Genomic DNA, 21,383 nt, shown 5'->3' with positions numbered 1-21,383 from the left:
TTTCACCGGGGAGCTCGCCTGGGTTTCAGCTTGCCTGTTCCTGCGCCCGTTCCTGGATCAGCCGGTTCAGCATCAGGCTGGCGCGCCAGGCGGTGTCGGAAGCGGACAGGCCGATGGGGCCGCCGGTTTCCATTTCAAAATCATCGCCGGCCAGGCCGTGGATGTGCACCGCCAGGCTGGCGGCTTCGAAAGGCTCCATGCGTTGGGCCAGCAGCGCGGCGATGATGCCGGTCAGGACATCGCCCTGGCCTGCCACCGCCAGCGCCGGGCCGCCGCTGGTGTTCAAGTGGTAAAAGCCGTCCGGGCCGACGATCAGGCTGCCGGCGCCCTTGAGCACGACCACGCAGTTGAAGTGGTTGGCCAGCCGGCGCGCGGCCAGCAGGCGGTCCTTTTGCACCGTTTCGGTGCTTTGTCCCAGCAGGCGCGCGGCTTCCGCCGGGTGCGGGGTCAGGATGGTCCCGGCCTGGCGTTTGGCGATCAGCGCGGCGGCGGCGTGGTCGTTGGCCAGCAGGTTGAGCGCGTCGGCGTCCAGCACCAGCGCCTGCGGCTGCTGGATGACTTGGTCCAGCAGGCGGCTGGCCAGCTCTTGCAGGCCGAGGCCGGGGCCGACGGCGAGCACGTCCGCGTCGGGCAGATCGGCGACTTCGTCCAGCGCGGAGATCATCAGTTCCGGCACCACCGGATCCACCGGCAGCCGGTCGTCCAGCGGGCAGACATGGACCTTGCCGGCGCCGCAAGCCAGCGCGCTGCGTCCGGCCAGCAGCGCCGCGCCCAGCATGCCCGGCGCGCCGCCAATCACGCAGACGGTGCCGAACAGGCCCTTGTGACTGTTGCGCGGCCGCAGCAGCGCGCGGACGTCCGGCTGGTTAATGCTGCCGTCCGCCGCGGGAATCAGCCTAGGCGGGCAGTCCAGCAGGTCCAGCTCCACGTTGCCGGCCAGGTCGGCGCCCGAGGCGCTGAACAGGCCGGGTTTCTGGCATAGGAAGGTCAGGGTGTGGCTGGCCTGGATCGCGGTGTTGGCGGGCACGCCGGTATAGGCGTCCAGACCGCTGGGACAGTCCAGCGCCAGGATGGGGCTGCCCAGTTGGTTGATGCGGTCGATCAGGGTGGTCCATTCTAGGTCGAAGTCCCGGCTCAGGCCCACGCCGAACAGACCATCGATGACCAGATGCGGCGCGCGGTAGTCGCGCGGCAGGTCGAACATCACATGGCCTTGCGCTTGTTCCAGCTCATGCAACGCTTCCGAGGTGGCGGGGCTGGTGGGCTGGGTGGGCACCAGCACATCGACGCGGAAGCGGCGGCGCATCAGTTCCAGCGCCGCGTACAAGGCGTCGCCGCCGTTATTGCCGGGACCGGCGCAGATCAGCAGTCGGGAGGTGCTGGGCAGGTGGTGGCTGACCCAGTCGGCGGTAGCCATCGCCGCGCGCTGCATCAGGTTGTAGCCGGCGTCGGTGGCTTGGCGCTCCAATTGGCGCAAGGCGTCCAGGCTGAGAATGCTTTGGTCTTGTGTCGGCATCCCGATGCTCCTCGTTGGCCGGGCCGCAAGCGGCGCGGCGGCTGGTTAGGGCGCCGCGGGGTTGTCCGAGGCGGGCTCGCCCCAGCGCGGCGTCAATTGATTGTCTATGCGGAGCTGATCCAGAATTCGCGCCACCACGAAGTCGATCATGTCGTCCACGGTCTTGGGATGAGTATAGAACCCCGGAGACGGCGGCAGGATGACAACGCCAAGACGGGCCAACTTGAGCATGTTTTCCAGATGAATGGCGGAGAACGGGGCTTCGCGGGGCACCAGCACCAGTTTGCGCTGTTCCTTGATGCTGACGTCGGCGGCGCGCTCGATCAGGTTGTCGCTGCTGCCCTGGGCGATGGCGGCCAGCGTGCCCATCGAGCACGGGCAGACCACCATGGCGTCGGCTGGGTTGGAGCCGGACGCCACCGGCGCGAACCATTCTTCGCGGCCGAACACCGCCAGCTGGCCGTCAAGGGCGCCGCTGCGTTGCATCAGCCACTGTTGGGCTTCTGCCGAGCGCGACGGCAGGGTCAGGTCCATTTCCTGTTTGGCCACTACCTGGGCGGCTTGCGAATACAGCACCCAGACGCGGATGCCGGCGGCGATCAGGCAATCGATCAGCCGCAAGCCGTAGGGCAGGCCGGAAGCGCCGGTCAGGGCGACGGTGACGGTTTTGATCGGGCGCATGAATGTCTCCTTTAGGCGGGCGGCCCGAACGCGTTCAGTTCTGGCGGTAGAGCTGGCGATGGCGCACCAACACCTGTTCGGCGGCGAACAGGCGGGCAAGTTGTTCCGTGATGTAGACCGAGCGGTGCTGGCCGCCGGTACAGCCAACGGCGACGGTCAGATAACTACGGTTTTCCATGCTGAAACAGGGCAGCCATTTGCTGACCAGCTGCTGGATGTCGCCCACCATCTGTTGCACTTCCGGCGTTTGCTGGAAGAAGTCGATGATGGGCTGGTCGCGGCCGGTGAAGGGGCGCAGCTGCGGGTCGTAATAGGGGTTGGGCAGGCAGCGTACGTCGAAAACGAAGTCGGCGTCCCGCGGCAGGCCGTGTTTGAAGCCGAAGGATTCAAAGATCAGCGTCAACCGGCTGCTGTCGGCGTCCACCAGTTCACGCACCCAGCTGCGCAGCGCGTTGGCGGATAGCTCGCTGGTGTCGATGCGGGTGCCCAACTCCATGATCTCGGCCAGCATGTCCTGTTCCAGCAGAATGCTTTCCTCCACCGTGACGTCGGCGCCGGACAGCGGATGGCGGCGACGGGTTTCGGAGAAGCGCTTGACCAGGGTGGCGGGCGTGGCTTCCAGGAATAGCAGGCGCACGTCCACCTGCTGGGCCCGCAGTTTTTCCATTTCCGCCGGCAAGGCGCCCAGCGACGGGCCGGAGCGGGTGTCCACGCTGATGGCGATCTGCTCGTAGCCGTAGTCGGCGTACAGCGACATCGCCTCGTGCAGCATGGTGGCCGGCAGATTATCCACGCAGTAGAAGCCGGCGTCTTCCAGGGCGCGCAGCGCCACCGACTTGCCGGAACCGGACAGGCCGCTAATCAATATCAGGCGCATTTTCCTGGTCTCTGAGGAAGTTGGTGTGGCGTTCGATGAACTCGCGCGTGCTGTCGATGCCGCGCAGCTGCAGAATGTAGTTGCGCACCGCGGCCTCCACCAGCACCGCCAAGTTGCGGCCGGCGGCCACCGGCAGCACGACCTTGCGGATGGTGACGCCGATGATGTCCTGGGTTTCCGACTGAATGTTGAGGCGGTCCAACGCCTGCATCGCCTGATCATTGGCCTTGACCAGATGAATGATCAGCCGCAGCACCTTCTTGGGCCGCACCGCGGTTTCGCCGAAGATGGTGCGGATATTGAGGATGCCAAGGCCGCGCACTTCCAGGAAGTCGCGCAGCAGCGGCGGGCATCGGCCTTCCAGCGTGTCCGGACCGATGCGGTACAACTCCACCGCGTCGTCTGCCACCATGCCGTGGCCGCGGGAAATCAGTTCCAGCGCCAGCTCGCTCTTGCCCATCGCCGAATCGCCCATGATCAGCACGCCGATCTCGAACACGTCGAGGAAGACGCCGTGCAGCACGGTGGACACCGCCAGCGCCCGCGCCAGATAGATGCGCAGCACATCCATCAGGTAGGGGCTTTCCAGCTTGGTGGTCATCAACGGGACGTTGTGGGTGTGGCAGTAGTCGCGCAGCAGCTTGGGCACGGGCTGGTCGTTGGCCACCATCACCACCGACATGCTCTTGTGGAACAGCTGATCAAGCGCGGTCTTGGCGGCGGACTGCTCCAGCCGGTTCAGATAGTCCACCTCGGCGAGGCCCAGCACCTGGACCCGGTTGGGGTGGATGAAGTTGAGGTGGCCGACCAGCGCCTGAGTCGGGCGCTGTTCGTCGTTGCCTATCATATTGTCGGCGCCGCCGGTTCCTGCAACCCAGGTGAGGTTGAGCTTCTGCTGGTTTTCCTGGTACAGCCGGCGGACACTGATGCTAGGCATTGGGCACCCAATTGTTGAGCAGCTGGTAAAGCTCGTCGCGAATGGAGATGCCCAGCATCTGCTCGCGCATCTGGCGGCTGGAGAACAATTGCGCCAGCTCGGACAGCACTTGCAAGTGCAGGTCCGTGGCCTGTTCCGGCACCAAGAGCACAAACAGGCACTGCACCGGTTTGCCGTCGGGGGCGTCGAACGGAATAGGCGCTTTCAGGCGGATGAACACGCCCATTGCTTCCTTCAGGCCGCGCGCGCGGCCATGGGGAATCGCCACTCCCTGGCCAAGGCCGGTGGAGCCGAGTTTTTCGCGGGCAAACAGGCAATCGAAGATTTCGCTGCGCGCGATGCCCCGGGTATTTTCAACCAAGAGGCCGACCTGCTCGAACACACGCTTCTTGCTGGCGACATCGAGATCCAGCAACACGTGTTCGGGGGTCAGGATTTTGCCGATGAGGTTCATATTGGATTATGCATGCGGCTGAGAAAAACCCGGCAATTCTACGTTGCCTTGATAGTACTGAAAACGGGCAAGTGCAAAGAAAAGCGGGAACCCGCAGGCTCCCGCCTTCCAATTCAAGGGATTACAGGCTGGCTTCAGGCGCCGGAGCACGGTGTTCAGACTGCTTTTCCTTGTGTTTCAGCACTTGGCGGTCCAGCTTGTCGATCAACAGATCAATGGCGGCGTACATATCGGATTCGGTGGCTTCCACGTGAATGTCCTTGCCGGACAGATGCACGTTGACTTCAGCCTTTTGCACCAGTTTATCAACAGACAGAGTAACGGAAATGTCGATTACATGGTCGACATGTCGAGTAACGCGCTCCATTTTGGTTTCAACGTATTCGCGCAGGGCGGGAGTTACTTCCAGATGCAGTCCAGTTACTTTGAGGTTCATACCCTAGCTCCTTCTGGTGTTGACAGTCCGGTCGGGTCGGCCGGATCGCTGTATTCCGCCGCCTGGCTCACAGCGTCTTGCGCTGGTTGACCGGCGGTATCTGCATGGCTTCACGATACTTGGCTATCGTGCGTCTGGCAACTTGTATTCCCTGTTTGGACAGCGCTTCAACCAGGGCGCTGTCGGACAGCGGCTTGCTCGGCGATTCGGCGTCTATCAGGCTGCGGATATGCGCCTTGATCGCGGTGGCGGAGCACTCGCCGCCGCTGTCGGTTTCCAGCGCGCTGCCGAAGAAATACTTGAGCTCGAACAGGCCGCGCGGGCAGAGCAGGTATTTCTGGGTGGTCACCCTGGAAACCGTGGATTCATGCAGGCCCAACTCGTCCGCGATGTCGCGCAGGATCAGCGGGCGCATGGCCACTTCGCCGTGTTCAAAGAACGATTGCTGCCGTTCAACGATAGCTTCCGCCACTTTCAGGATAGTGTCAAATCGCTGCTGGATGTTCTTCACCAGCCATTTCGCCTCTTGCAGACGCGAGGACATTTCACCGTTGCCGCCGCGATTTTCCGCCAGCAAGCGAGCGTACATCTGGTTGACGCGGAGCCTGGGCACGGCGCCGCCGTTCAGGGCGGCCACCCAGCGGCCCTTGCGTTTTCTGACCGAGACGTCGGGGATCACGTATTGAGTGTCGCTGGCGCCGAAACCGGCGGTGGGGCGGGGGTTGAGGCGAGCGATCAGCGCCTGGGCGGCGCGCAGCGCGGCGTCGTCCACGCTCAGCTGCTTTTTCAGCCGGGTGTAGTCTCGGTTGCCCAGCAAGGTCAGGTGGTCGCGGACGATGGCCAGCGCCAGTTCTCGCTGGGGCTCGTCCGGGTCCAGCCGCTGCAATTGCAGCGCCAGCGCTTCCGGCAGCGAGCGCGCGCCGACGCCGGGCGGGTCGAACTGTTGCAGCAGGCGCAGGCCTATCATCAGTTCGTCGGCCTCGATTTCCAGTTCCAGCGGCAGGTGACTGGCGATGTCTTCCAGCGTTTGGCCCAGGTAGCCGTCGTCGTCCAGCTCTTCGATCAGCAACTGAACGATGGCCTGGTCGCGCGTAGGCAGCGCCACTTCGCCCAGTTGCGCCAGCAGGTGCTCGCGCAGGCTGATTGGACAGGGCACGTTCAGCATTGGGTCCAGTTCGTCGTCGCCGTCGCCGCGGCGGCCGCCGCTGCCCCAGTCGCTCAGTTCGCCGGCCTCGGCGCCGCGCTCGCCGTCGTCGCCGGAGGCCTCGTCGCGGGTTTCCGCGGCGCCGTCCTGTTCCTGGCCGGCGGCGGCGTCAGCCGCTTCGCCCTGCGGCGCTTCGTCGCCGCGCTCAAGCAAGGGATTGTCCAGCAAGAAGCGCTCGACTTCGGTCTGCAGGTCGAGAGTGGACATCTGCAGCAGCTTGATCGACTGCTGCAGCTGCGGCGTCAGGGTCAGCTGCTGCGATACCTTGAGCTGAAGGGTCTGTTTCATCGCTTACAGGTGGAAGTGTTCGCCAAGGTAGACTTCGCGCACCTTCTCGTTGTTGACCAGTTCTTCCGGTTCGCCGGAGGCGAGCACCGAGCCTTCGCTGATGATGTAGGCGCGGTCGCAGATGCGCAAGGTTTCGCGGACATTATGGTCGGTGATCAGCACGCCGATGCCGCGTTCCTTCAGGAAGGAGATGATTTTCTGGATGTCGATCACCGCGATCGGGTCGACGCCGGCGAAGGGTTCGTCCAGCAGGATGAAGCGCGGCCGGGTGGCCAGCACGCGAGCGATCTCGACGCGGCGGCGTTCGCCGCCGGACAGCGACAAGGCGCTGCTGTCGCGCAGGTGGCCGATGTTGAGGTCGTCCAGCAGCAGGTCCAGCTCTTTTTCCAGTTCCTTGCCCTTGAGGCCGGACACTTCCAGGATGGCGCTGATGTTCTCTTCCACCGTCATGCGGCGGAAAATGGAGGCTTCCTGCGGCAAGTAGCCCAGGCCCAGGCGCGCGCGCTGGTGGATGGGGTAGTGGGTGATCACCTGATCGTCCAGGCGGATTTCACCGTCGTCGGCGCCGATCAGGCCGACGATCATGTAGAAGCTGGTGGTCTTGCCGGCGCCGTTGGGGCCGAGCAGGCCCACCACTTCGCCGCTGGCGATTTCCAGCGCCACGTCCTTGACCACGGTGCGTTTTTTGAAGCGCTTGCGCAGGCGCTCAACCTTGAGCACGCTTTGCGTCATTTGCTGGCTCCGCTGGCGGGTTTGGCCGCCGCCGGCTGCGAGGCGGTGTTTTTCGGCTGCAGGATCACGGTGACGCGGCCCTTGTTGGGGCCGGTGGCGGTGCCGCCGGTCACTTGGTAGGTTTCGTTCTGGGTGTTGTAGGTGATCACATTGCCCACCACCAGATCGCCTTCGCGCTTGACCCGGGCGTTGCCGGTCAGCACCGCGAGGTTGGCGGCGCTGCTATAGTCCAGGCGGCTGGACTGGCCCTCCACCCATTCGTTTTTGCCGTCCATTTTTTGGCGGAAGGTGACGATGCGGCCGGTGGCCACCAGGGTCTGTTGGCCTTGCTTGTCCTGAGTGGCGACGACTTTGTCGGCGTTCAGGCGCAGCGTGCCCTGAATCACCACCACATTGCCTTCGCAGGTGGACACGCCTTTGATCTGGTCCATGGTGCAACCGTTGTCGCTGGTGATTTCCATCGGCTTGGTGCGGTCGGCCTGTTCGGCGTGGGCGACGGAAGCGGCGGCCAGCGCCAGGCCGGCCAGCAGGAGACGGAGCTTATTTTTCATAAATGATCTTGGTGTGAGACAGCAGGTTCAACAAACCTGTCTGTTGCTGATAGACGAAGCCCACGGAGTTGCCGTGCGATTTACCGTGATAGAACACGGTGGGCGCGGCGGAGCGGGCGATTTTCTTGGCGGTGTCGACGTGCATGGCGCTGGTGACGACCTTGGTTTCCGGCTTGTCCGCGGCGGCGGGCTGGATCATGGTCGCCTTCTTGTCGAAATAGGCTTGCTGGGTCTTGTTGTTGTAACGGCCGACGTCGCCGATCAACTGGTATTGCAGCGCGCCTTGCTGGTACTGGTAAAGCTCGGGGTTCTCGAAGAAGGCGTCGTCCTTGCCCGGGTACTGCCACATACGGGTGGCGATCAGCCGTTCATTGAGCTTGCCTTGCGCGTCGAAGCGGGTGGCGGTCAGGTGTTCGGCCACGTATTCGGGCTTGTCCGGGTCCAGTTCGCGTCGGTTGCTGTCCCAGCGCGAGACTTGGTCCAGCCACACGGTCAAGAGGCCGGTCAGGCCCACTAGCAGCAGCGGGAACAGGCGGTGGGAGCGCAGCAGGCGGATCATGCCAGATACCTTGCCAGGATCGGATCGAAGGAGCCCTGAGCCTGCATGATCAGTTCCGCCAGTTCGCGCACCGCGCCTTTGCCGCCGGAGCAGCCGGTGACGTAGTGCGCGCGCTGACGCACCAGGGCCGGCGCTTCCGGCACCGCGACGGCCAGGCCGACGCGGGTGATGATGGGTAGGTCGATCAGGTCATCGCCGATGAAGGCGCATTCCTCGGCCGTCAGGCCGGTGAGTTCCAGCAGTTCGCCCAGCGCCAGCTTCTTGTCGTGCACGCCGCCGTAGTAATGATCGATGTGCAGCGCGCGGGCGCGATGTTCGACGCAGCGGTCGGCGCGGCCTGAGATGATGGCCAACTGGACGCCAGTGGATTGCAGCAGGCGCAGGCCCAGGCCGTCTTGTACGTTGAAGGATTTGCTTTCTTCGCCGTGGGCGTTGTAGTAGATGCGGCCGTCGGTCATCACGCCGTCCACATCCATGATCAGCAGCTTGACCTTGCGGGCCTGCTCGAAAATGCTTTGCATGCTTGTCCTTGCTAATGCCGGCGATTCAGATCACGCCGGCCTTGAATAGATCGTGCAGGTGCAGCGCGCCGATCAGCTTGTTGTCTTCGTCTACGACCAGCAGGCTGGTGATCTTGTTCTGTTCCATCAGGAACACCGCCTCGGTTGCCAGTTTTTTCGGGCCTATGGTGCGCGGCGAGGGGCTCATCACCTGATCTATGGTCAGATCGTATAGATTGGCGGAGCGTTCCAGGGTGCGGCGCAGGTCACCGTCGGTGTAGACGCCCAGCAGGGCGTTGTCTGCGGAGCAGACGGCCAGCATGCCCAGCCGCTTGCGCGACAATTCCAGCAAGGCGTCCTTCAGCGGCGTGCCCGGCGCCACCCGCGGCAATTCGTCGCCGCTGTGCATGATGTCGGAAACGTGAACCAGCAGCTTGCGGCCCAGGCTGCCGCCCGGATGCGATAGCGCGAAATCGCCCTGACCAAAGCCGCGCGCGTCCATCAGCGTGACCGCCAGCGCGTCGCCCAACGCCATTTGCACTGTGGTGCTGGTGGTGGGCGCCAGCCCCAGAGGACAGGCTTCCTTTTCCACACGGGCGTCCAGATGGATGTCGGCCTCCTGCGCCATGGTGGAGCTTTCGCGTCCGGTCATGCAGATCAAGCGCACGCCCTTGCGCTTCAAGGCCGGCAGCAGCGCGATGATCTCGTCGCTTTCGCCGGAGTTGGACAAAGCCAGCACGATGTCCTGAGCGGTGATCATGCCCAGGTCGCCGTGGGCGGCCTCGCCCGGATGGACGAAAAAGGCCGGCGTGCCGGTGCTGGCCAGGGTGGCGGCGATCTTGCGCGCCACGTGGCCGGACTTGCCCATGCCGGTGACCGCCAGACGGCCGGGGCTGGACAGGATCAGGTCCACGGCGGCGAGAAAGTCGCCGTTCAGGCTGCGCGACAACGCGGTGATGGCTTCGGATTCTATCTGCAGGACTTCCCGGGCCAACTGGAGCCGGGACGGAGCTTGTACTTTTTCCATAATTCGAAAGTATATCAAAGGTTATAATCGCTGAACGCAGGCTGGTGCATCTTTTGCTTGGCATGTGTTAAAAATTGCAGCCTTCCATCCCATCAGCCTCAGGAGTTCCGCCGCGCGATGCATTCGTCTCTTGCCCCTATCGTCTTGGTTTTGCTGGCCGCGGTGTTGTCGGTGACTTTGTGCCGCAGCCTGAAAGTGCCGGCCATGCTTGGCTATCTGGTGGTGGGCTTCCTGGCCGGCCCCGGCGTGATGAATTTGATTCCGCAAGGCGAGGAAACCGCCTTTCTCGGCGAGATCGGCATTGTCTTCATGATGTTTTCCATCGGCCTGGAGTTTTCCCTGCCCAAGCTGCGCGCGATGCGGCAACTGGTGTTCGGCGTCGGCTTTGGCCAGGTGGCGGTCACCATGCTGTTGGTGGGCCTGGCGGTGGGCTGGATCAGTGGCAGCCCGCTGACCGGTTTCGCCGTAGGCGGCGCGCTGGCGATGTCTTCCACCGCCATCGTCAGCAAGCTGCTCAATGAGCGGCTGGAGTTGAACCAGGCTCACGGCCAGTTGGCCATTGGCGTGCTGCTGTTCCAAGATATCGCGGTGGTGCCTTTGCTGATCCTGTTCCCGGCCTTCGCCGGCGGCAGCGATACCTTATGGATGGATCTGGGCCTGGCGGCGTTGAAGGTGGTGGTGGTGCTGGCCCTGTTGTTGTTCTTCGGCCAGCGCCTGCTGCGTCCGTGGTTCCACCTGGTGGCGCGGCAGCGCTCGGGCGAGCTGTTCATGATCAATGTGTTGCTGGTGACCTTGGGCGTGGCTTGGCTCACCGAGCTGTCCGGCCTGTCGCTGGCCTTGGGCGCCTTCGTGGCCGGCATGTTGATTTCGGAAACCGAATACCGCTATCAGGTGGAGGAGGACATCCGGCCGTTCCGAGACATCCTGTTGGGTTTCTTCTTTGTCACAGTCGGCATGAAGCTGGAGCTGACGGTGTTGTTCGAGCGTTTCGGCGAAGTGCTGCTGATGTTGGCTCTGCTGCTGCCGATCAAGGTGGCGGTGGTGTTCGGCGTGGCGCGCGGCTTCCGCCACAAGTCCAATGAGTCCATGCGGGCGGCCCTGGCCCTGGCGCAAGGCGGCGAATTCGGCTTCGTGCTGCTGGCGCTGGCCTTGAACCTACATTTGGTGCCGGCCGGCACCGCCCAGGCGGCTATCGCCGCGATTCTGATTTCAATGCTGATTGCGCCTTTCCTGATCCTGTACGGCGACAAGATCACCCGCCGTCTGATCAAGCAGGACTGGATGTTCCAGGCGCTGGACTTGCACCATATGCTGGTGGAGAGCATGTCCAAGAACGACCATGTGGTGATCTGTGGCTACGGTCGCAGCGGCCAGGCGCTGGCGCGGCTGTTGGAGGCGGAGGACATTCCGTTCTTCGCGCTGGACATGGATCCGGAGCGGGTGCGCGAGGCCGGAGAAGCCGGCGATCCAGTGGTGTTCGGCGACGCCGGCAAGCACGAGGTGCTGGTGGCTGCCGGCCTGATGCGCGCCAAGGCGGTGGTGGTGACGTTTGCCGACACCCACGCGGCCTTGCGCATTCTGAGTTCGGTGGAGCATGCGAGGCCGGGGCTGCCGGTGATTGTGCGCACCGTGGACGACAGCGATATGGATCAGCTGCGCCACGCCGGCGCCGACGAGGTGGTGGCCGAGGTGATGGAGGGCAGCCTGATGTTGGCCTCGCAGGCGCTGCTGGTGGTCGGCGTGCCGCCGAGCCGGGTGGTGCGCCGCATCCGCGCGGTGCGCGAGGAGCGCTACGGCCTGTTCCGCGGTTTCTTCCGCGGTGTCAGCGACGAGGGCGAGGGCATGGACGAGGCTTTGGTGCCGCGGCTGCAGAGCATTCAGGTCTGCACCGGGGCGGCGGCGGTGGGCCAGCCGCTGGCTAATCTGCATCTGCGGGATTTGGGCGTGGAATTAAAGGCGATTCGTCGTCAGCGGGTGCGGCGCACCGATTTCGACGACAGTTTCGAGGTGGAGCAGGGAGACGCGCTGGTGTTGCTGGGCACGCCGGAGCAGCTGGCGCTGGCCGAGTACCGGATTCTGCAGGGGGACTAAGGTCCGACGAGAGAAAGCCGAAACGGCCCCCGCGACTCACGCTGCGGGGGCCGTTCGTGTTAATGCGGGTTCTCAGAACGTGTTTAGGATCTTGCGAGCTAGGGCGAGACAAGGTGAAAACGGCTGAGAAAGCGGAATGTACGTGTGGTACATGAGTCTTTCGAAGCGGGTTTCAACGCTCTTTATCTATCCATCCCGCCGAAGCGCAGCAGACTTTGAACAAGCTCTAAGGCAGGATGGTGGTGATCTGCTTTTGCAACTGCTGCTTCAGCGCCTGCTGTTTTTCCACTTCGGTTTTCTTGCCCTTGACCATGGCGTTGAAGTCCAGCGCGTACACCGGGGCGTTCAGCGGGCCGGTGATCTTCAACGGCACGTTGACGCCCTTGAGGCGGGCGAAGGCCAGCGGGTTGGCCTGCACGTCCATGGTGTAGTCGACAATGCTCTGCTTCAGGTCTATCTTGCCGCCGCCGCCCACATTCATCAGCTGAGAAGCCAGTTTCAGGTCCTGGCTGCGCGCCACGCCCTTGTCCAGGCGGAAGCTGCTGGACAGTGTGGAGAAGGTGGTTTTCTGGTCGTTCTGCGCGGCGCTGTTCCATTCCTTCAGCTCGGCCGGCAGGTTTTTCAGCGCGGCCACCAAGTCGATCCCTGTCAGCGCGCCGTTGTTCAGGCTCATTTGCACATTGCCGCTCAGAGTGTTGCGCAGTTGGGCGAAGGATTTGCCGTCGGCGTTGATATCTATCTTGCCGTTGCCCTTGCCGTCCAGGCGGTTGAAGTTGAACAAGTCAACCAGCAGCGGGCGGATCTTCATGCCTTGCAGGGTCTGGTTCACTTTCAGCTGAGGCACGTCGCGGCGGCTGAGGCTGGCGTCGCCCTGCAAGCGGCCTTCGTAAATGTCGGCCGACATCTGGTCCAGCTCCAGTTCGCGCGGGTTGATGCGCACATTGCTGCTGATCTGCTTGATGCGGAAGCGCCCCACCGCCAGTTCGCCTATCGCCACCTTGCCGGTGAGGTCGAACAGGTCCAGCCAGTCCAGCGGGATGTCGCCAGTGTTTTGGAAGATGGCCACCGGGTCGCCCTTGCTTTCCGGCAGGTAGCGGTTGAGGTCCAGCCGGCCCACGGACACTGTTGCCTCATGGCGCGGTTTGATCAGCCCGTACTGGCTGACGGTGACCGCCAGGTCGGAACCGTCCATCTTGCCGGCGACGCGCAGATTGAAGCGCGGTTCGTCCAGGTCGCCGTCCAAAGCGCCGTCCATGGTGGAGACCAGCTTGCCGCGCGGCAGCAGCGGAGTGGTGATGGTGGAGGTCAGCGCCAGCGGCTGCATTCGCAATTGGTTCATGCCGGCCAGCGACAGCGGCGCGTTGAGTTTGACGTTGACCTTGGTGGAGCCGGCCTGCCAGTTGAAGTCGCCGTGCAGCTTGTCGGCGTACAGGCCTGCCTCGTTGAGCTTGAGGTTTTCCAGCGCGGCTTCCAGCTGGTACTGGCTGCGCGCGTAACTGAGCTTGGCGCTCAGTTGGCCGGAGGGCATGGTGAGCTCGTCGAAACTGGCGTTGATTTGAGGCAGCGCCAGGTGGACTTCGCTGCTGGGCCGCTCGCTGCTGAAGGCGAGCGCCACATTGCTGCCGGTGGCTTGCAAGGTGGCGAAGTTGAGCTTGTACTGGCCGCTGACGGTGAGCTTGCTTTCGCCCAGGCCGGGCACTTGGGTCATCGCCACCGCGTCCAGCGCTTCCAGGCTGACCTGATCGTCCTGGATGGACAACGGGGTGTTGACCGCCAGCCGCACCGGGCGCGAGCCCTGTTCCAGGATGGCGCCGGCGCTGAGGCTGGCACCGCCTCGCAGATCCTCGGCGTCCAGGCTGATGCTGGCGACGCGGCTGTCGGTATGGGTCATTTGGTCGGACAGCACCAGAGTGCCTTCGCGTATTTTCAGCGTGTCCAGCTTGATGGAGAAGCTGCTCTGGCTATGGCGTTGAAACAGATCGGCGATGGATAGGCGGCCGTCTTCGCCGCGGCTGATATTGGCGCTGGGGCCGTACAGCGCCACTGAGCTGACTTCGCGGTTGCCGAACAGCAGCGGCCACCAGGCCAGGCCGACGCGTAGTTCTTCCACTCGGGCGAAGGGCGTTTGCAGGCCCGGCTCGGAGACGGAGAGCTTTTCAATCTGGATGCCGGGGGCGGGAAACAATACGGGGGTGACACGGCCTTCGATGCTGATGACGCGGCCGGTATCTTGCAGGGCGTGGGACAGGGTGCCGCGCACTTGGGCTTCATCGAACTGCCAATAGATCAGCGATTGCACCAGCACGACGACCGCGACCAAGGCGGTGAGGCTGTAAACAGTGATGCGAAGCCACAGCCGGCCGGAGTTCAATTTCATGGGTGGATGCTCGGATGGGCCATGCCAGCGGTTTGATCTAGGTTACGGGTTGGGGAATCGGACTGGAGCGGGTGAAGGGAATCGAACCCTCGTCGTAAGCTTGGGAAGCTTCTGCTCTACCATTGAGCTACACCCGCGCGTTTTCGGCTAGAGCGCCCGAATGTAGCGTTTTTTGTCTGTTTTGGCAAGGCGCGCGGCGGCCCCACAGGGGGCTGGCGACAGCGATTGGAGCTAAGCGATTGATAAAAAAAGAATACGCGCTCAACGCTCTGCGCGCAGTCCGGCCAGCAAGGCTTCCAATTGATCGGTGGCCTGGCCCCAGCCGCTGGCGAAGCCCATCGCCTCGTGTTCACGCAAGTCGGCCTCGGTCCAATGCAAAACGTCGGCGCGGTAATGGGTCTTGCCGTCGAGGGGCTCGAATTCCAAGGTCACGGTCATGAAGGGCTTGGCCGACGGCAGCCAGGCTTCGGTATAGGCGTCGGTGAAGACCAGGCGGCGTCCCGGCTTCACTTCCAGATAGACGCCGCGATTGGGGAAGTCCTGTCCTTCCGGGCTGCGCATTACCACGAGGCTGGAGCCGCCGGGCCGGACGTCCAGTTCGGCCGAGGCCACGGTCCACGGACGCGGGGTGAACCATTGGCATAGCAGTCGGGCTTCGGTCCAGGCGCGGTAAACCAGTTCCGGCGGGGCGTCGATCAGGCGTTCCAGCGTGAGCCGGTAAGGGCCATTGGCGTGGTTCATGGCGGATCTTTCAGGCGGGGGTATCGGCTCAGATTAGTTCTTCGTCATGACGACTGCAATCCCGCCGCTGGAATTTGCCGGCGCAGCGCCTGAGCCAGACGAGCGACGCCTTGTTCCAGTTGCGCCGCTTCCAGCGCGCCAAAGCCCAGACGCAGCGCGGGTATGTCGCGGCCGTCGCTGCCAAAGGCGCCGCCGGGCAGGAAACGCACGCCGGCGCTCCGCGCGTCCGCGCTTAGCCGCGGCATGTCCACCCAGGACGGCAGCCGCAGCCACAGCGCCAGCCCGCCTTCCGGTAGCTTGTATTCGGCCAGGCCGGCCAGGTGGCTGTCTATCGCGTCGGCCAGCGCCTGGCGGCGCGCGCGGTAGACGCGCAGCGCGCGGCGGAGATGACGCTTCAGCTCGCCGCTATGCATCAATTCCGTCACCGCCAGCTCGGTGACGGCGTTTCCCTGGCGGTCTATCAGCATGATGTCGGCGGCGAAACGCTGGATGAGGGCGGGGTCGGCCACCAAGTAGCCTACGCGCAGGCCAGGCGCCAGCACTTTGGACAGGGAGCCCACGTAGACGATGCGTTCGGCGGCGTCCAGGCTGGCCATGGGCAGCACCGGGCTGTGGCTGAAATGGAATTCGTGGTCGTAGTCGTCTTCGATGATGGCGAAACCGTAGCGCCGCGACAGGGCGAGCAGTTGCAGTCGGCGTTCTGCCGGCATCATCAGAGTGGTTGGGTACTGGTGGTGCGGGGTCAGGTAGATGGCCTTGACTGCTTGAGTCCGGCATAGCCGTTCCAGCGCGTCCGGCCGCATGCCGGCGGCGTCTTGCTCCACGTCCAGCGGTTGCGCGCCCAGAGAGCGAAAGGCTTCGCGCGCCGGCGGATAGCTGAGCGCGTCCAGTCCCACCGCGTCGCCGGGCCGCAGCAGCGCGCGGCCGGCCAGATAAATGCCCATTTGGCTGCCGCGCACCACGCAGATGCGCTCGGCGTCGGCGTTGAGGCCGCGCTCCATGTCCAGCATTTCCGCCAAGGCCTGGCGCAAGGGCAGTTCGCCGCGCGGGTCGCCGTAGGCCAGCCGCCCGGCGCGGGACGTGGCGATCAGCGCGCGGCGGTAGGCGCGGCCTAGCACGTCGAAGGGAATCAGCCGTGAATCCGGCACCCCGTCGCCAAAGTCGATGTCGTCGTGCGCGGGGACGCTTGCGGGCGTCCGCGCGGCGGCCGGCGCGGACCGCGGCGACAGCAGCGGCAGGCTGGGCGCGACGAAGGTGCCGCGCCGGCCCTGGGTCAGCAGCCAGCCTTGCGCCGCCAGTTCCTCATAGGCCAGCACCGCGGTCTTGCGGTTGATGCCCAGCTGCGCCGCCAGTTCGCGGCTGCCCGGCAGCGGCGCGCCCGGCGGCAGCCGGCCGCGTTGGATGTCGGCGCTGATCTGCTGGGCGATTTGCAGATGCACCGGCAGCCCGCCGTCTCTATCCAGGCGGAGTTGCAAATCCCATTTTCGCAGCATGCGCGGCCTCCTTCCCTAATGTGCTTATTTTGGTTCTGGACCATCAATCTTATCAAAACTGGATGTTTTTGCTGGTCCAAAGGCGGCCTAAAGTCTAGTCGTTCATCTGCGCCGCCGACGCGGCGCGCGAGATATCAAGGAGCGGCAAATGAGGGAGCAGGAAGACAGCGGCGCGCGCGGCTACCGGCTGGCGGTGATGGAGCGCTTGGGACGCGATGTCTGCCGATTGCGGTTGGAGTGCGTTGACGCGGCGCCGCTGCGTTTTCGCAGCGGGCAGTTCGTTTCGGTGACGGTTCCGGGCGGGCTGACGCGCAGTTATTCGATGGCGGCGGCTCCGCGAGCCGATGGCGATATCGAGCTGCATGTGAGGCTACAGCCGGGCGGCGCTTTTTCCGAGTGGTTGCGCCGGCAAGCGCGGCCGGGAGACACGCTATGGCTGGAGGGGCCATACGGCGATTGCGTGTGGCGGGAGGACTCCGGCGCCGAACAGGCGCTGATGCTGGCCACCGGCACCGGCATCGCGCCGCTGCGGGCGATGTTGCAGCAGGGGCTGGGAGTGCCCGGAGCGCGACCGGTGACCTTGTATTGGGGCGGCCGCAACGCGGACGACCTGTATTTGCTTGAGGAGATGCGGGCGTGGGAGCGCGAGCGTCCGGGCTTTCGTTTCGAGCCGGTGCTGTCCGAGGCCGGGCCGGGCTGGCATGGACGGCGTGGCTTCGTGCAACAGGCGGCGGCGGAGAATTACTCCTGTTTGCGCGCCGCCGAGGCCTACGCCTGCGGCGCGCCGGCAATGGTGGACGCGGCGCGTCAGTTGTTGTCGCGGGAGTGCGGCCTGCCGGAGGAGCGCTTCCTGGCGGACGCGTTTCAGCCGGCGGTTTCAGCCGCGCCAGCCTTGGAAGCGATGGCTTTAAGCGTGCGCGTCGCGGACGGCGGGGAGCAGTGGCTGGAGGTGGCCGCTTCCGGCAGCCTGATGCAGGCGCTGGCCGCCGCCGGGCTGATGCGCGGCGTTTGCGGCGGGCAGGCCGCCTGCGGCACTTGCCTGGTTCGCGTCGAGCGGGACTGGCTGCCGCGTTTGCCGGCGATGGAGCGTGCGGAGCGGCGGCTGTTGGCGGCGCTGGAAGCCGGCGACGGCCACAGCCGGTTGGCCTGCCAGATCGCCTTGCATCCGCGTTTGCAGGGTCTGAGCGTTGTCATTCCAGGGTAGGCGGCCGCCTGCCCGTATTTAGCAAAGGAGCATGAAATGGAAGCAAATATTCGGCAATCGGCTTTGGAAGGCGTGGGGCCGGCTTTTGACCCGAGGCAATTGATGGCGGTGCGCGATAAAACCCGACAGGCGATTGTGCTGATCGCCGCGGCGATGCAACCCGGAATGCTGGAGGAGGACGCGGTGGAACAGGCCAAGGACATCCTGGCCGAGCGCGGCATGCTGCGCGGCTGGCACGACGTCTACGTGCGCTTTGGCCGCAACACGCTGAAGACTTTCGGCGCGGCCTCCGATCCCGGCGTGCGTCTGGGCGACGACGATATTTTCTTCATCGACATCGGCCCGGTGTGGAAACAGTGGGAGGGCGACGGTGGCGACAGCTTCGTCACCGGCGCCGATCCGGAGATGGCGCGCTGCGCCGCCGACGCCCGCGCCACCGCCCGCGGCTGGGAACTGAACCTGGACCTATCCGGCCATCGGCTGGCGGATTTCCCGCACGCGGCCATTCACGAGGGGCCGCTGGCGGAGGTGGACTTCACGCCGGCGCGCATGCTGTGGGTGTTGGAAATCCACATCCGCCATCCGTCCCGGCCCTTCGGCGCTTTCTTCGAGGACATGTTGTTGGAAGATGCCTGCTTCGCGGAGTGAGGGCTGCCTAGGTCTTGTTTACAAGCCCAGCTCGCTCAGGCCGGGATGATCGTCCGGCCTGCGTCCCAGCGGCCAGTGGAACAGGCGCTCGTCCTCGCGGATGGCTAGATCGTTGATGCAGGCGTAACGACGCCGCATCAGGCCGTCGGCGGCGAACTCCCAGTTTTCGTTGCCGTAGGAACGGAACCACTGGCCGGCCTCGTTCCGCCATTCGTAGGCGAAGCGCACCGCGATGCGCTCGCCGTCGTGGGCCCATAGTTCCTTGATCAGCCGGTATTCATGTTCGCGCCGCCATTTGCCGGCGAGGAAGTCGACGATCTGCGCGCGGCCGTGCGGGAATTCGGCGCGGTTGCGCCACTGGCTGTCTTCGGTATAGGCCTGAGCCACTTGTTCCGGGTTGCGGCTGTTCCAGCCGTCTTCGGCCAGGCGGACTTTGAGGACGGCGCCGGCGCGGTCGAAAGGTGGCAGCGGCGGACGAAGGGTATCGGACGGGGACATTTTGTTCTCCATGGGGATGCGTGAAGGAGGGGCCAGTGTGCGCCGCAGCAGCAGCGGGCGGAATAGCCGCCGCGAGCAATGCACTATTGCGCATGGCGCAAGAGCGTCCGGACCGGACTGGCGCGCCGCTCGCGCTTGAGGCAGACTGCCGGACTGGGGCGCTCCGCCAGATCTTGCCGAATCCATGCCGTGAACAAATACAGCCAAATCTTTTCCGACATCGTCGCCGACATCGACAACCAGCGTTACCAGCAAGGCGACCGCATTCCTTCCGAAACCGAACTGATGCAGGGCTACGAGGCCAGCCGCGGCACCGTGCGCAAAGCGGTGGACATGCTGCAGGAGCGCGGTTATGTGCAGAAAATCCACGGCAAGGGCGTGTTTGTACTGCGCTCCGGCAATATCGAATTCCAGCTCAGCGGCATCGTCAGCTTCAAGGAGGCGCACCAGCACCTGGGCCGCCGCGTCAGTTCCCGGGTGGCGGAGATGGAGACGGTGCCGGCGGATGCGCAACTGGCCAAGCTGCTGGACGTGCGCGAGAAAACCCCGCTGCTCAAGATCAAGCGGGTGCGCAATATCGACAATGAAAACGTGATCCTGGACATCAACTATTTCGTCGCCAGCCTGGTGCCGGGGCTGGACCGTGAAGCCGCCGCCGGCTCCATCTACGAGTTCATCGAACAGCGGCTGGGCCTGAACATCAGCTACGCCCGCCGGGTGATAGAGGCGCAGGCCTGCAACGACGACGACCGCCGCTACCTGGACCTGAACGGCATGGACCACGTGATCGTGGTCAAGAACCACACCCATCTCTACGACGGCCGGCAGTTCGAATACACCGAATCCCGCCATCGGCTGGACAAATTCTTCTTCTCCGACGTCGCCCGCCGTAAATAGCGGCCCGGCGGCGCTCGCCGTCATTCCTTGATCTGAAGCGATTTATGGCGCCTGTTGCGTTAGCGCACCGGCGCGTTTGATTTTGCGCAAACTCGTCTATACGAGTATTGACACAACTCGTCTGTACCAGTTAGCGTGCCATCAGCATCGGCGGCGCTTGCCAATACCGCCGCCAGGTTTGATAACGGGCTAGACGGCGCAGACCGGCAGGCCGAGAGATACAGGGACCCTCAGATGAGCCACGATTACCAGAAGATCGCCGCGCGGATACTCGAAGCGGTGGGCGGCCGCGACAACCTGCAACAGGCCGCGCACTGCATTACCCGGCTGCGCTTGTCCTTGAAGGACGAAAGCCGGGTGGACCAGGAGGCGCTGCGCCAGGTGGAGTTGATCAAGGGTCAGTTCAGCCACGGCGGCGTGTTCCAGATAGTGATCGGTTCCGGCGACGTGGACCGGGTCTACCAGCCCTTGATCGAGCTGGCGGCGCTGCAACGCGCTACGGTGGCCGAGGTCAAGTCCAGCGGCGATCAGAAGCAGGGTCGTTTGCAGCAGCTGGTCAAAGTGTTCTCCGATGTGTTCATGCCCATCCTGCCCGCCATCATCGTGGCCGGCCTGCTGATGGGGCTGAACAATCTGCTGGGCGCCAAGGGCATGTTCATCGACGGCAAGAGCCTGCTGGACGCCTACCCGGGCCTGGACGGGGTGTGGGGGCTGATCAACATGATGGCCAACACCTCCTTTGTGTTCCTGCCGGCGCTGGTGGGCTGGTCCGCTGCCAAGCGCTTTGGCGGCAGCGAGGTGCTGGGCATCGTGCTGGGCCTGCTGCTGGTGCATCCGGATCTGCTCAACGCCTGGAACTACGGCAAGGCCGCCGCCGGGCTGGATGGCGCGGTGCTGCCGTATTTCGATGTGCTGGGCTGGTTCCGTATCGAGAAAGTGGGTTATCAAGGCCAGATTCTGCCCATCCTGGCCGCCACCTGGGTGATGTGTAAGGTGGAGCTGTGGCTGCGGCCGCGGGTGCCCAATTCCATCCAGTTGCTGGTGGTGCCCATCGTCACCATCGTGGTGAGCGGCGTGCTGGCGCTGGCGGTGATTGGTCCGGTGGCGCGCCACCTGGGCATCGCCATTACCGATGCGCTGGTTTATGTGTTCAACCTGGCGCCGCTGCTGGGCGCGATGTTGTTCGGCGCCTTGTACGCGCCGCTGGTGTTGACCGGCATGCACCATATGTTCATCGCGGTGGATTTGCAGCTGATCGCCAATCAGGGCGGCACCTTCATCTGGCCGATGATCGCCTTGTCCAATATCGCCCAAGGCAGCGCCGCGCTGGCGATGTTCTGGCTGGCGCGCGCCAGCAATGAGAAGAGCATGGCGTCCACCTCGGCGATTTCCGCCTTCTTCGGCATCACCGAGCCGGCGATGTTCGGCGTCAACCTGCGCTACAAGCTGCCGTTCTACGCGGCGCTTGTCGGCTCGGCGCTGGCGGCCGCCACCATCACCCTCAGCCACGTGCGCGCTTCGGCGATCGGCGTCGGCGGCTTGCCGGCCTTCATCTCCATCATCCCGCAGCAGATTCCGATGTTCATGGTGGGCATGGTGGTGGCTCTGGTGGCGCCGTTCGCTCTGACCTGGGTATTGGCGCGCCGCCAGTTGCCGCAGTCCTGATACGAAA

Annotated in this window: 21 protein-coding genes and 1 tRNA gene; 5 read left to right on the top strand and 17 right to left on the bottom strand. The window is 64.3% G+C overall.

Annotation, left to right across the window (positions count from 1 at the left end):
- Positions 1 to 25: 25 nt before the first annotated feature.
- The 12 genes from MOV80_RS03115 to MOV80_RS03060 form a co-directional block, all read right to left on the bottom strand.
- The gene (locus MOV80_RS03115; RefSeq protein WP_019104264.1) at positions 26 to 1,516 is read right to left on the bottom strand and encodes a bifunctional ADP-dependent NAD(P)H-hydrate dehydratase/NAD(P)H-hydrate epimerase; all 1,491 of its coding nucleotides are present in this window, start codon (positions 1,514 to 1,516) and stop codon (positions 26 to 28) included.
- A 45-nt stretch (positions 1,517 to 1,561) separates the two neighbouring features.
- Positions 1,562 to 2,197: a flavin prenyltransferase UbiX gene (locus tag MOV80_RS03110; protein WP_019104263.1), complete on the bottom strand. Its 636-nt coding sequence runs from the start codon at positions 2,195 to 2,197 to the stop codon at positions 1,562 to 1,564.
- Between the two features lie 34 nt (positions 2,198 to 2,231).
- Positions 2,232 to 3,074, bottom strand: a complete 843-nt coding sequence (gene rapZ, locus MOV80_RS03105) for an RNase adapter RapZ (RefSeq protein WP_019104262.1) — start codon at positions 3,072 to 3,074, stop codon at positions 2,232 to 2,234.
- A complete protein-coding gene (gene hprK / locus MOV80_RS03100; RefSeq protein WP_019104261.1) occupies positions 3,055 to 4,011 on the bottom strand; it encodes an HPr(Ser) kinase/phosphatase in 957 nt (318 codons plus the stop codon). Before hprK ends, rapZ begins: the two co-directional genes overlap by 20 nt.
- Positions 4,004 to 4,465, bottom strand: coding sequence for a PTS IIA-like nitrogen regulatory protein PtsN (gene ptsN, locus MOV80_RS03095; protein ID WP_019104260.1), 462 nt, complete (start codon positions 4,463 to 4,465; stop codon positions 4,004 to 4,006). The genes hprK and ptsN overlap by 8 nt, the downstream gene beginning before the upstream one ends.
- Before the next feature lie 121 nt (positions 4,466 to 4,586).
- The gene (gene raiA, locus MOV80_RS03090) at positions 4,587 to 4,901 is read right to left on the bottom strand and encodes a ribosome-associated translation inhibitor RaiA (protein WP_019104259.1); all 315 of its coding nucleotides are present in this window, start codon (positions 4,899 to 4,901) and stop codon (positions 4,587 to 4,589) included.
- Between the two features lie 67 nt (positions 4,902 to 4,968).
- Positions 4,969 to 6,393 carry an RNA polymerase factor sigma-54 gene (locus MOV80_RS03085; RefSeq protein ID WP_043591969.1) on the bottom strand — a complete coding sequence of 475 codons (1,425 nt, stop codon included), beginning with the start codon at positions 6,391 to 6,393 and terminating at the stop codon, positions 4,969 to 4,971.
- A 3-nt stretch (positions 6,394 to 6,396) separates the two neighbouring features.
- Positions 6,397 to 7,125 carry an LPS export ABC transporter ATP-binding protein gene (gene lptB / locus MOV80_RS03080; protein WP_019104257.1) on the bottom strand — a complete coding sequence of 243 codons (729 nt, stop codon included), beginning with the start codon at positions 7,123 to 7,125 and terminating at the stop codon, positions 6,397 to 6,399.
- Positions 7,122 to 7,676 carry a lipopolysaccharide transport periplasmic protein LptA gene (gene lptA / locus MOV80_RS03075; RefSeq protein ID WP_043591966.1) on the bottom strand — a complete coding sequence of 185 codons (555 nt, stop codon included), beginning with the start codon at positions 7,674 to 7,676 and terminating at the stop codon, positions 7,122 to 7,124. The genes lptB and lptA overlap by 4 nt, the downstream gene beginning before the upstream one ends.
- Complete coding sequence (lptC, locus tag MOV80_RS03070) at positions 7,666 to 8,235, bottom strand: LPS export ABC transporter periplasmic protein LptC (protein ID WP_019104255.1); 570 nt, start codon at positions 8,233 to 8,235, stop codon at positions 7,666 to 7,668. The genes lptA and lptC overlap by 11 nt, the downstream gene beginning before the upstream one ends.
- Positions 8,232 to 8,756 carry an HAD-IIIA family hydrolase gene (locus MOV80_RS03065; RefSeq protein WP_019104254.1) on the bottom strand — a complete coding sequence of 175 codons (525 nt, stop codon included), beginning with the start codon at positions 8,754 to 8,756 and terminating at the stop codon, positions 8,232 to 8,234. Before MOV80_RS03065 ends, lptC begins: the two co-directional genes overlap by 4 nt.
- Before the next feature lie 25 nt (positions 8,757 to 8,781).
- A complete protein-coding gene (locus MOV80_RS03060) occupies positions 8,782 to 9,762 on the bottom strand; it encodes a KpsF/GutQ family sugar-phosphate isomerase (protein WP_039756662.1) in 981 nt (326 codons plus the stop codon).
- Between the two features lie 117 nt (positions 9,763 to 9,879).
- On the opposite strand from MOV80_RS03060, the gene MOV80_RS03055 reads away from it, so the two are divergent.
- The gene (locus MOV80_RS03055) at positions 9,880 to 11,853 is read left to right on the top strand and encodes a cation:proton antiporter (protein WP_039756660.1); all 1,974 of its coding nucleotides are present in this window, start codon (positions 9,880 to 9,882) and stop codon (positions 11,851 to 11,853) included.
- Between the two features lie 226 nt (positions 11,854 to 12,079).
- Here the strand turns inward: MOV80_RS03055 and MOV80_RS03050 are convergent, their stop codons facing one another.
- From MOV80_RS03050 to MOV80_RS03035, 4 genes are all read right to left on the bottom strand, one after another.
- On the bottom strand, positions 12,080 to 14,230 hold the full coding sequence (locus tag MOV80_RS03050; RefSeq protein ID WP_081574649.1) for an AsmA family protein: 2,151 nt from the start codon (positions 14,228 to 14,230) through the stop codon (positions 12,080 to 12,082).
- Between the two features lie 63 nt (positions 14,231 to 14,293).
- Positions 14,294 to 14,367, bottom strand: a tRNA-Gly gene (locus MOV80_RS03045).
- A gap of 124 nt (positions 14,368 to 14,491) precedes the next feature.
- Positions 14,492 to 14,971, bottom strand: a complete 480-nt coding sequence (locus MOV80_RS03040; RefSeq protein ID WP_114152564.1) for an SRPBCC family protein — start codon at positions 14,969 to 14,971, stop codon at positions 14,492 to 14,494.
- A gap of 44 nt (positions 14,972 to 15,015) precedes the next feature.
- Entirely contained in the window at positions 15,016 to 16,464 is a 1,449-nt protein-coding gene (locus tag MOV80_RS03035) for a PLP-dependent aminotransferase family protein (RefSeq protein ID WP_249604827.1), read from the bottom strand.
- A gap of 148 nt (positions 16,465 to 16,612) precedes the next feature.
- Between MOV80_RS03035 and MOV80_RS03030 the strand changes: the two genes are divergently transcribed.
- Positions 16,613 to 17,668, top strand: a complete 1,056-nt coding sequence (locus MOV80_RS03030; protein WP_249604826.1) for an FAD-binding oxidoreductase — start codon at positions 16,613 to 16,615, stop codon at positions 17,666 to 17,668.
- 36 nt (positions 17,669 to 17,704) lie between these two features.
- The gene (locus MOV80_RS03025) at positions 17,705 to 18,316 is read left to right on the top strand and encodes a M24 family metallopeptidase (RefSeq protein ID WP_107731616.1); all 612 of its coding nucleotides are present in this window, start codon (positions 17,705 to 17,707) and stop codon (positions 18,314 to 18,316) included.
- 18 nt (positions 18,317 to 18,334) lie between these two features.
- On the opposite strand, the gene MOV80_RS03020 is transcribed toward MOV80_RS03025, so the two are convergent.
- Positions 18,335 to 18,814 (bottom strand): nuclear transport factor 2 family protein, encoded by a 480-nt coding sequence (locus MOV80_RS03020; RefSeq protein ID WP_043591956.1) that lies wholly within the window; start codon positions 18,812 to 18,814, stop codon positions 18,335 to 18,337.
- A gap of 189 nt (positions 18,815 to 19,003) precedes the next feature.
- Here MOV80_RS03020 and treR point away from each other — a divergent pair, with 189 nt between their 5' ends.
- Positions 19,004 to 19,711: a trehalose operon repressor gene (gene treR / locus MOV80_RS03015; protein WP_019104245.1), complete on the top strand. Its 708-nt coding sequence runs from the start codon at positions 19,004 to 19,006 to the stop codon at positions 19,709 to 19,711.
- A gap of 234 nt (positions 19,712 to 19,945) precedes the next feature.
- Positions 19,946 to 21,376, top strand: a complete 1,431-nt coding sequence (gene treP / locus MOV80_RS03010) for a PTS system trehalose-specific EIIBC component (protein WP_107731617.1) — start codon at positions 19,946 to 19,948, stop codon at positions 21,374 to 21,376.
- Positions 21,377 to 21,383: the final 7 nt, after the last annotated feature.

The sequence above is a fragment of the Chromobacterium sp. IRSSSOUMB001 genome (assembly GCF_023507765.1).
In the GTDB taxonomy this organism is placed as follows: Bacteria; Pseudomonadota; Gammaproteobacteria; order Burkholderiales; family Chromobacteriaceae; genus Chromobacterium; species Chromobacterium haemolyticum.
Note: the sequence above shows the minus strand (reverse complement) of the source record. Positions and strands in the feature narration are given on the sequence as shown.

Excerpts from the sequence above, each read along its gene's own strand:
- MOV80_RS03115 (WP_019104264.1), bottom strand. The coding sequence starts at position 1,516 with ATGCCGACACAAGACCAAAGCATTCTCAGCCTGGACGCCTTGCGCCAA.
- MOV80_RS03110 (WP_019104263.1), bottom strand. The coding sequence starts at position 2,197 with ATGCGCCCGATCAAAACCGTCACCGTCGCCCTGACCGGCGCTTCCGGC.
- rapZ (WP_019104262.1), bottom strand. The coding sequence starts at position 3,074 with ATGCGCCTGATATTGATTAGCGGCCTGTCCGGTTCCGGCAAGTCGGTG.
- hprK (WP_019104261.1), bottom strand. The coding sequence starts at position 4,011 with ATGCCTAGCATCAGTGTCCGCCGGCTGTACCAGGAAAACCAGCAGAAG.
- ptsN (WP_019104260.1), bottom strand. The coding sequence starts at position 4,465 with ATGAACCTCATCGGCAAAATCCTGACCCCCGAACACGTGTTGCTGGAT.
- raiA (WP_019104259.1), bottom strand. The coding sequence starts at position 4,901 with ATGAACCTCAAAGTAACTGGACTGCATCTGGAAGTAACTCCCGCCCTG.
- MOV80_RS03085 (WP_043591969.1), bottom strand. The coding sequence starts at position 6,393 with ATGAAACAGACCCTTCAGCTCAAGGTATCGCAGCAGCTGACCCTGACG.
- lptB (WP_019104257.1), bottom strand. The coding sequence starts at position 7,125 with ATGACGCAAAGCGTGCTCAAGGTTGAGCGCCTGCGCAAGCGCTTCAAA.
- lptA (WP_043591966.1), bottom strand. The coding sequence starts at position 7,676 with ATGAAAAATAAGCTCCGTCTCCTGCTGGCCGGCCTGGCGCTGGCCGCC.
- lptC (WP_019104255.1), bottom strand. The coding sequence starts at position 8,235 with ATGATCCGCCTGCTGCGCTCCCACCGCCTGTTCCCGCTGCTGCTAGTG.
- MOV80_RS03065 (WP_019104254.1), bottom strand. The coding sequence starts at position 8,756 with ATGCAAAGCATTTTCGAGCAGGCCCGCAAGGTCAAGCTGCTGATCATG.
- MOV80_RS03060 (WP_039756662.1), bottom strand. The coding sequence starts at position 9,762 with ATGGAAAAAGTACAAGCTCCGTCCCGGCTCCAGTTGGCCCGGGAAGTC.
- MOV80_RS03055 (WP_039756660.1), top strand. The coding sequence starts at position 9,880 with ATGCATTCGTCTCTTGCCCCTATCGTCTTGGTTTTGCTGGCCGCGGTG.
- MOV80_RS03050 (WP_081574649.1), bottom strand. The coding sequence starts at position 14,230 with ATGAAATTGAACTCCGGCCGGCTGTGGCTTCGCATCACTGTTTACAGC.
- MOV80_RS03040 (WP_114152564.1), bottom strand. The coding sequence starts at position 14,971 with ATGAACCACGCCAATGGCCCTTACCGGCTCACGCTGGAACGCCTGATC.
- MOV80_RS03035 (WP_249604827.1), bottom strand. The coding sequence starts at position 16,464 with ATGCTGCGAAAATGGGATTTGCAACTCCGCCTGGATAGAGACGGCGGG.
- MOV80_RS03030 (WP_249604826.1), top strand. The coding sequence starts at position 16,613 with ATGAGGGAGCAGGAAGACAGCGGCGCGCGCGGCTACCGGCTGGCGGTG.
- MOV80_RS03025 (WP_107731616.1), top strand. The coding sequence starts at position 17,705 with ATGGAAGCAAATATTCGGCAATCGGCTTTGGAAGGCGTGGGGCCGGCT.
- MOV80_RS03020 (WP_043591956.1), bottom strand. The coding sequence starts at position 18,814 with ATGTCCCCGTCCGATACCCTTCGTCCGCCGCTGCCACCTTTCGACCGC.
- treP (WP_107731617.1), top strand. The coding sequence starts at position 19,946 with ATGAGCCACGATTACCAGAAGATCGCCGCGCGGATACTCGAAGCGGTG.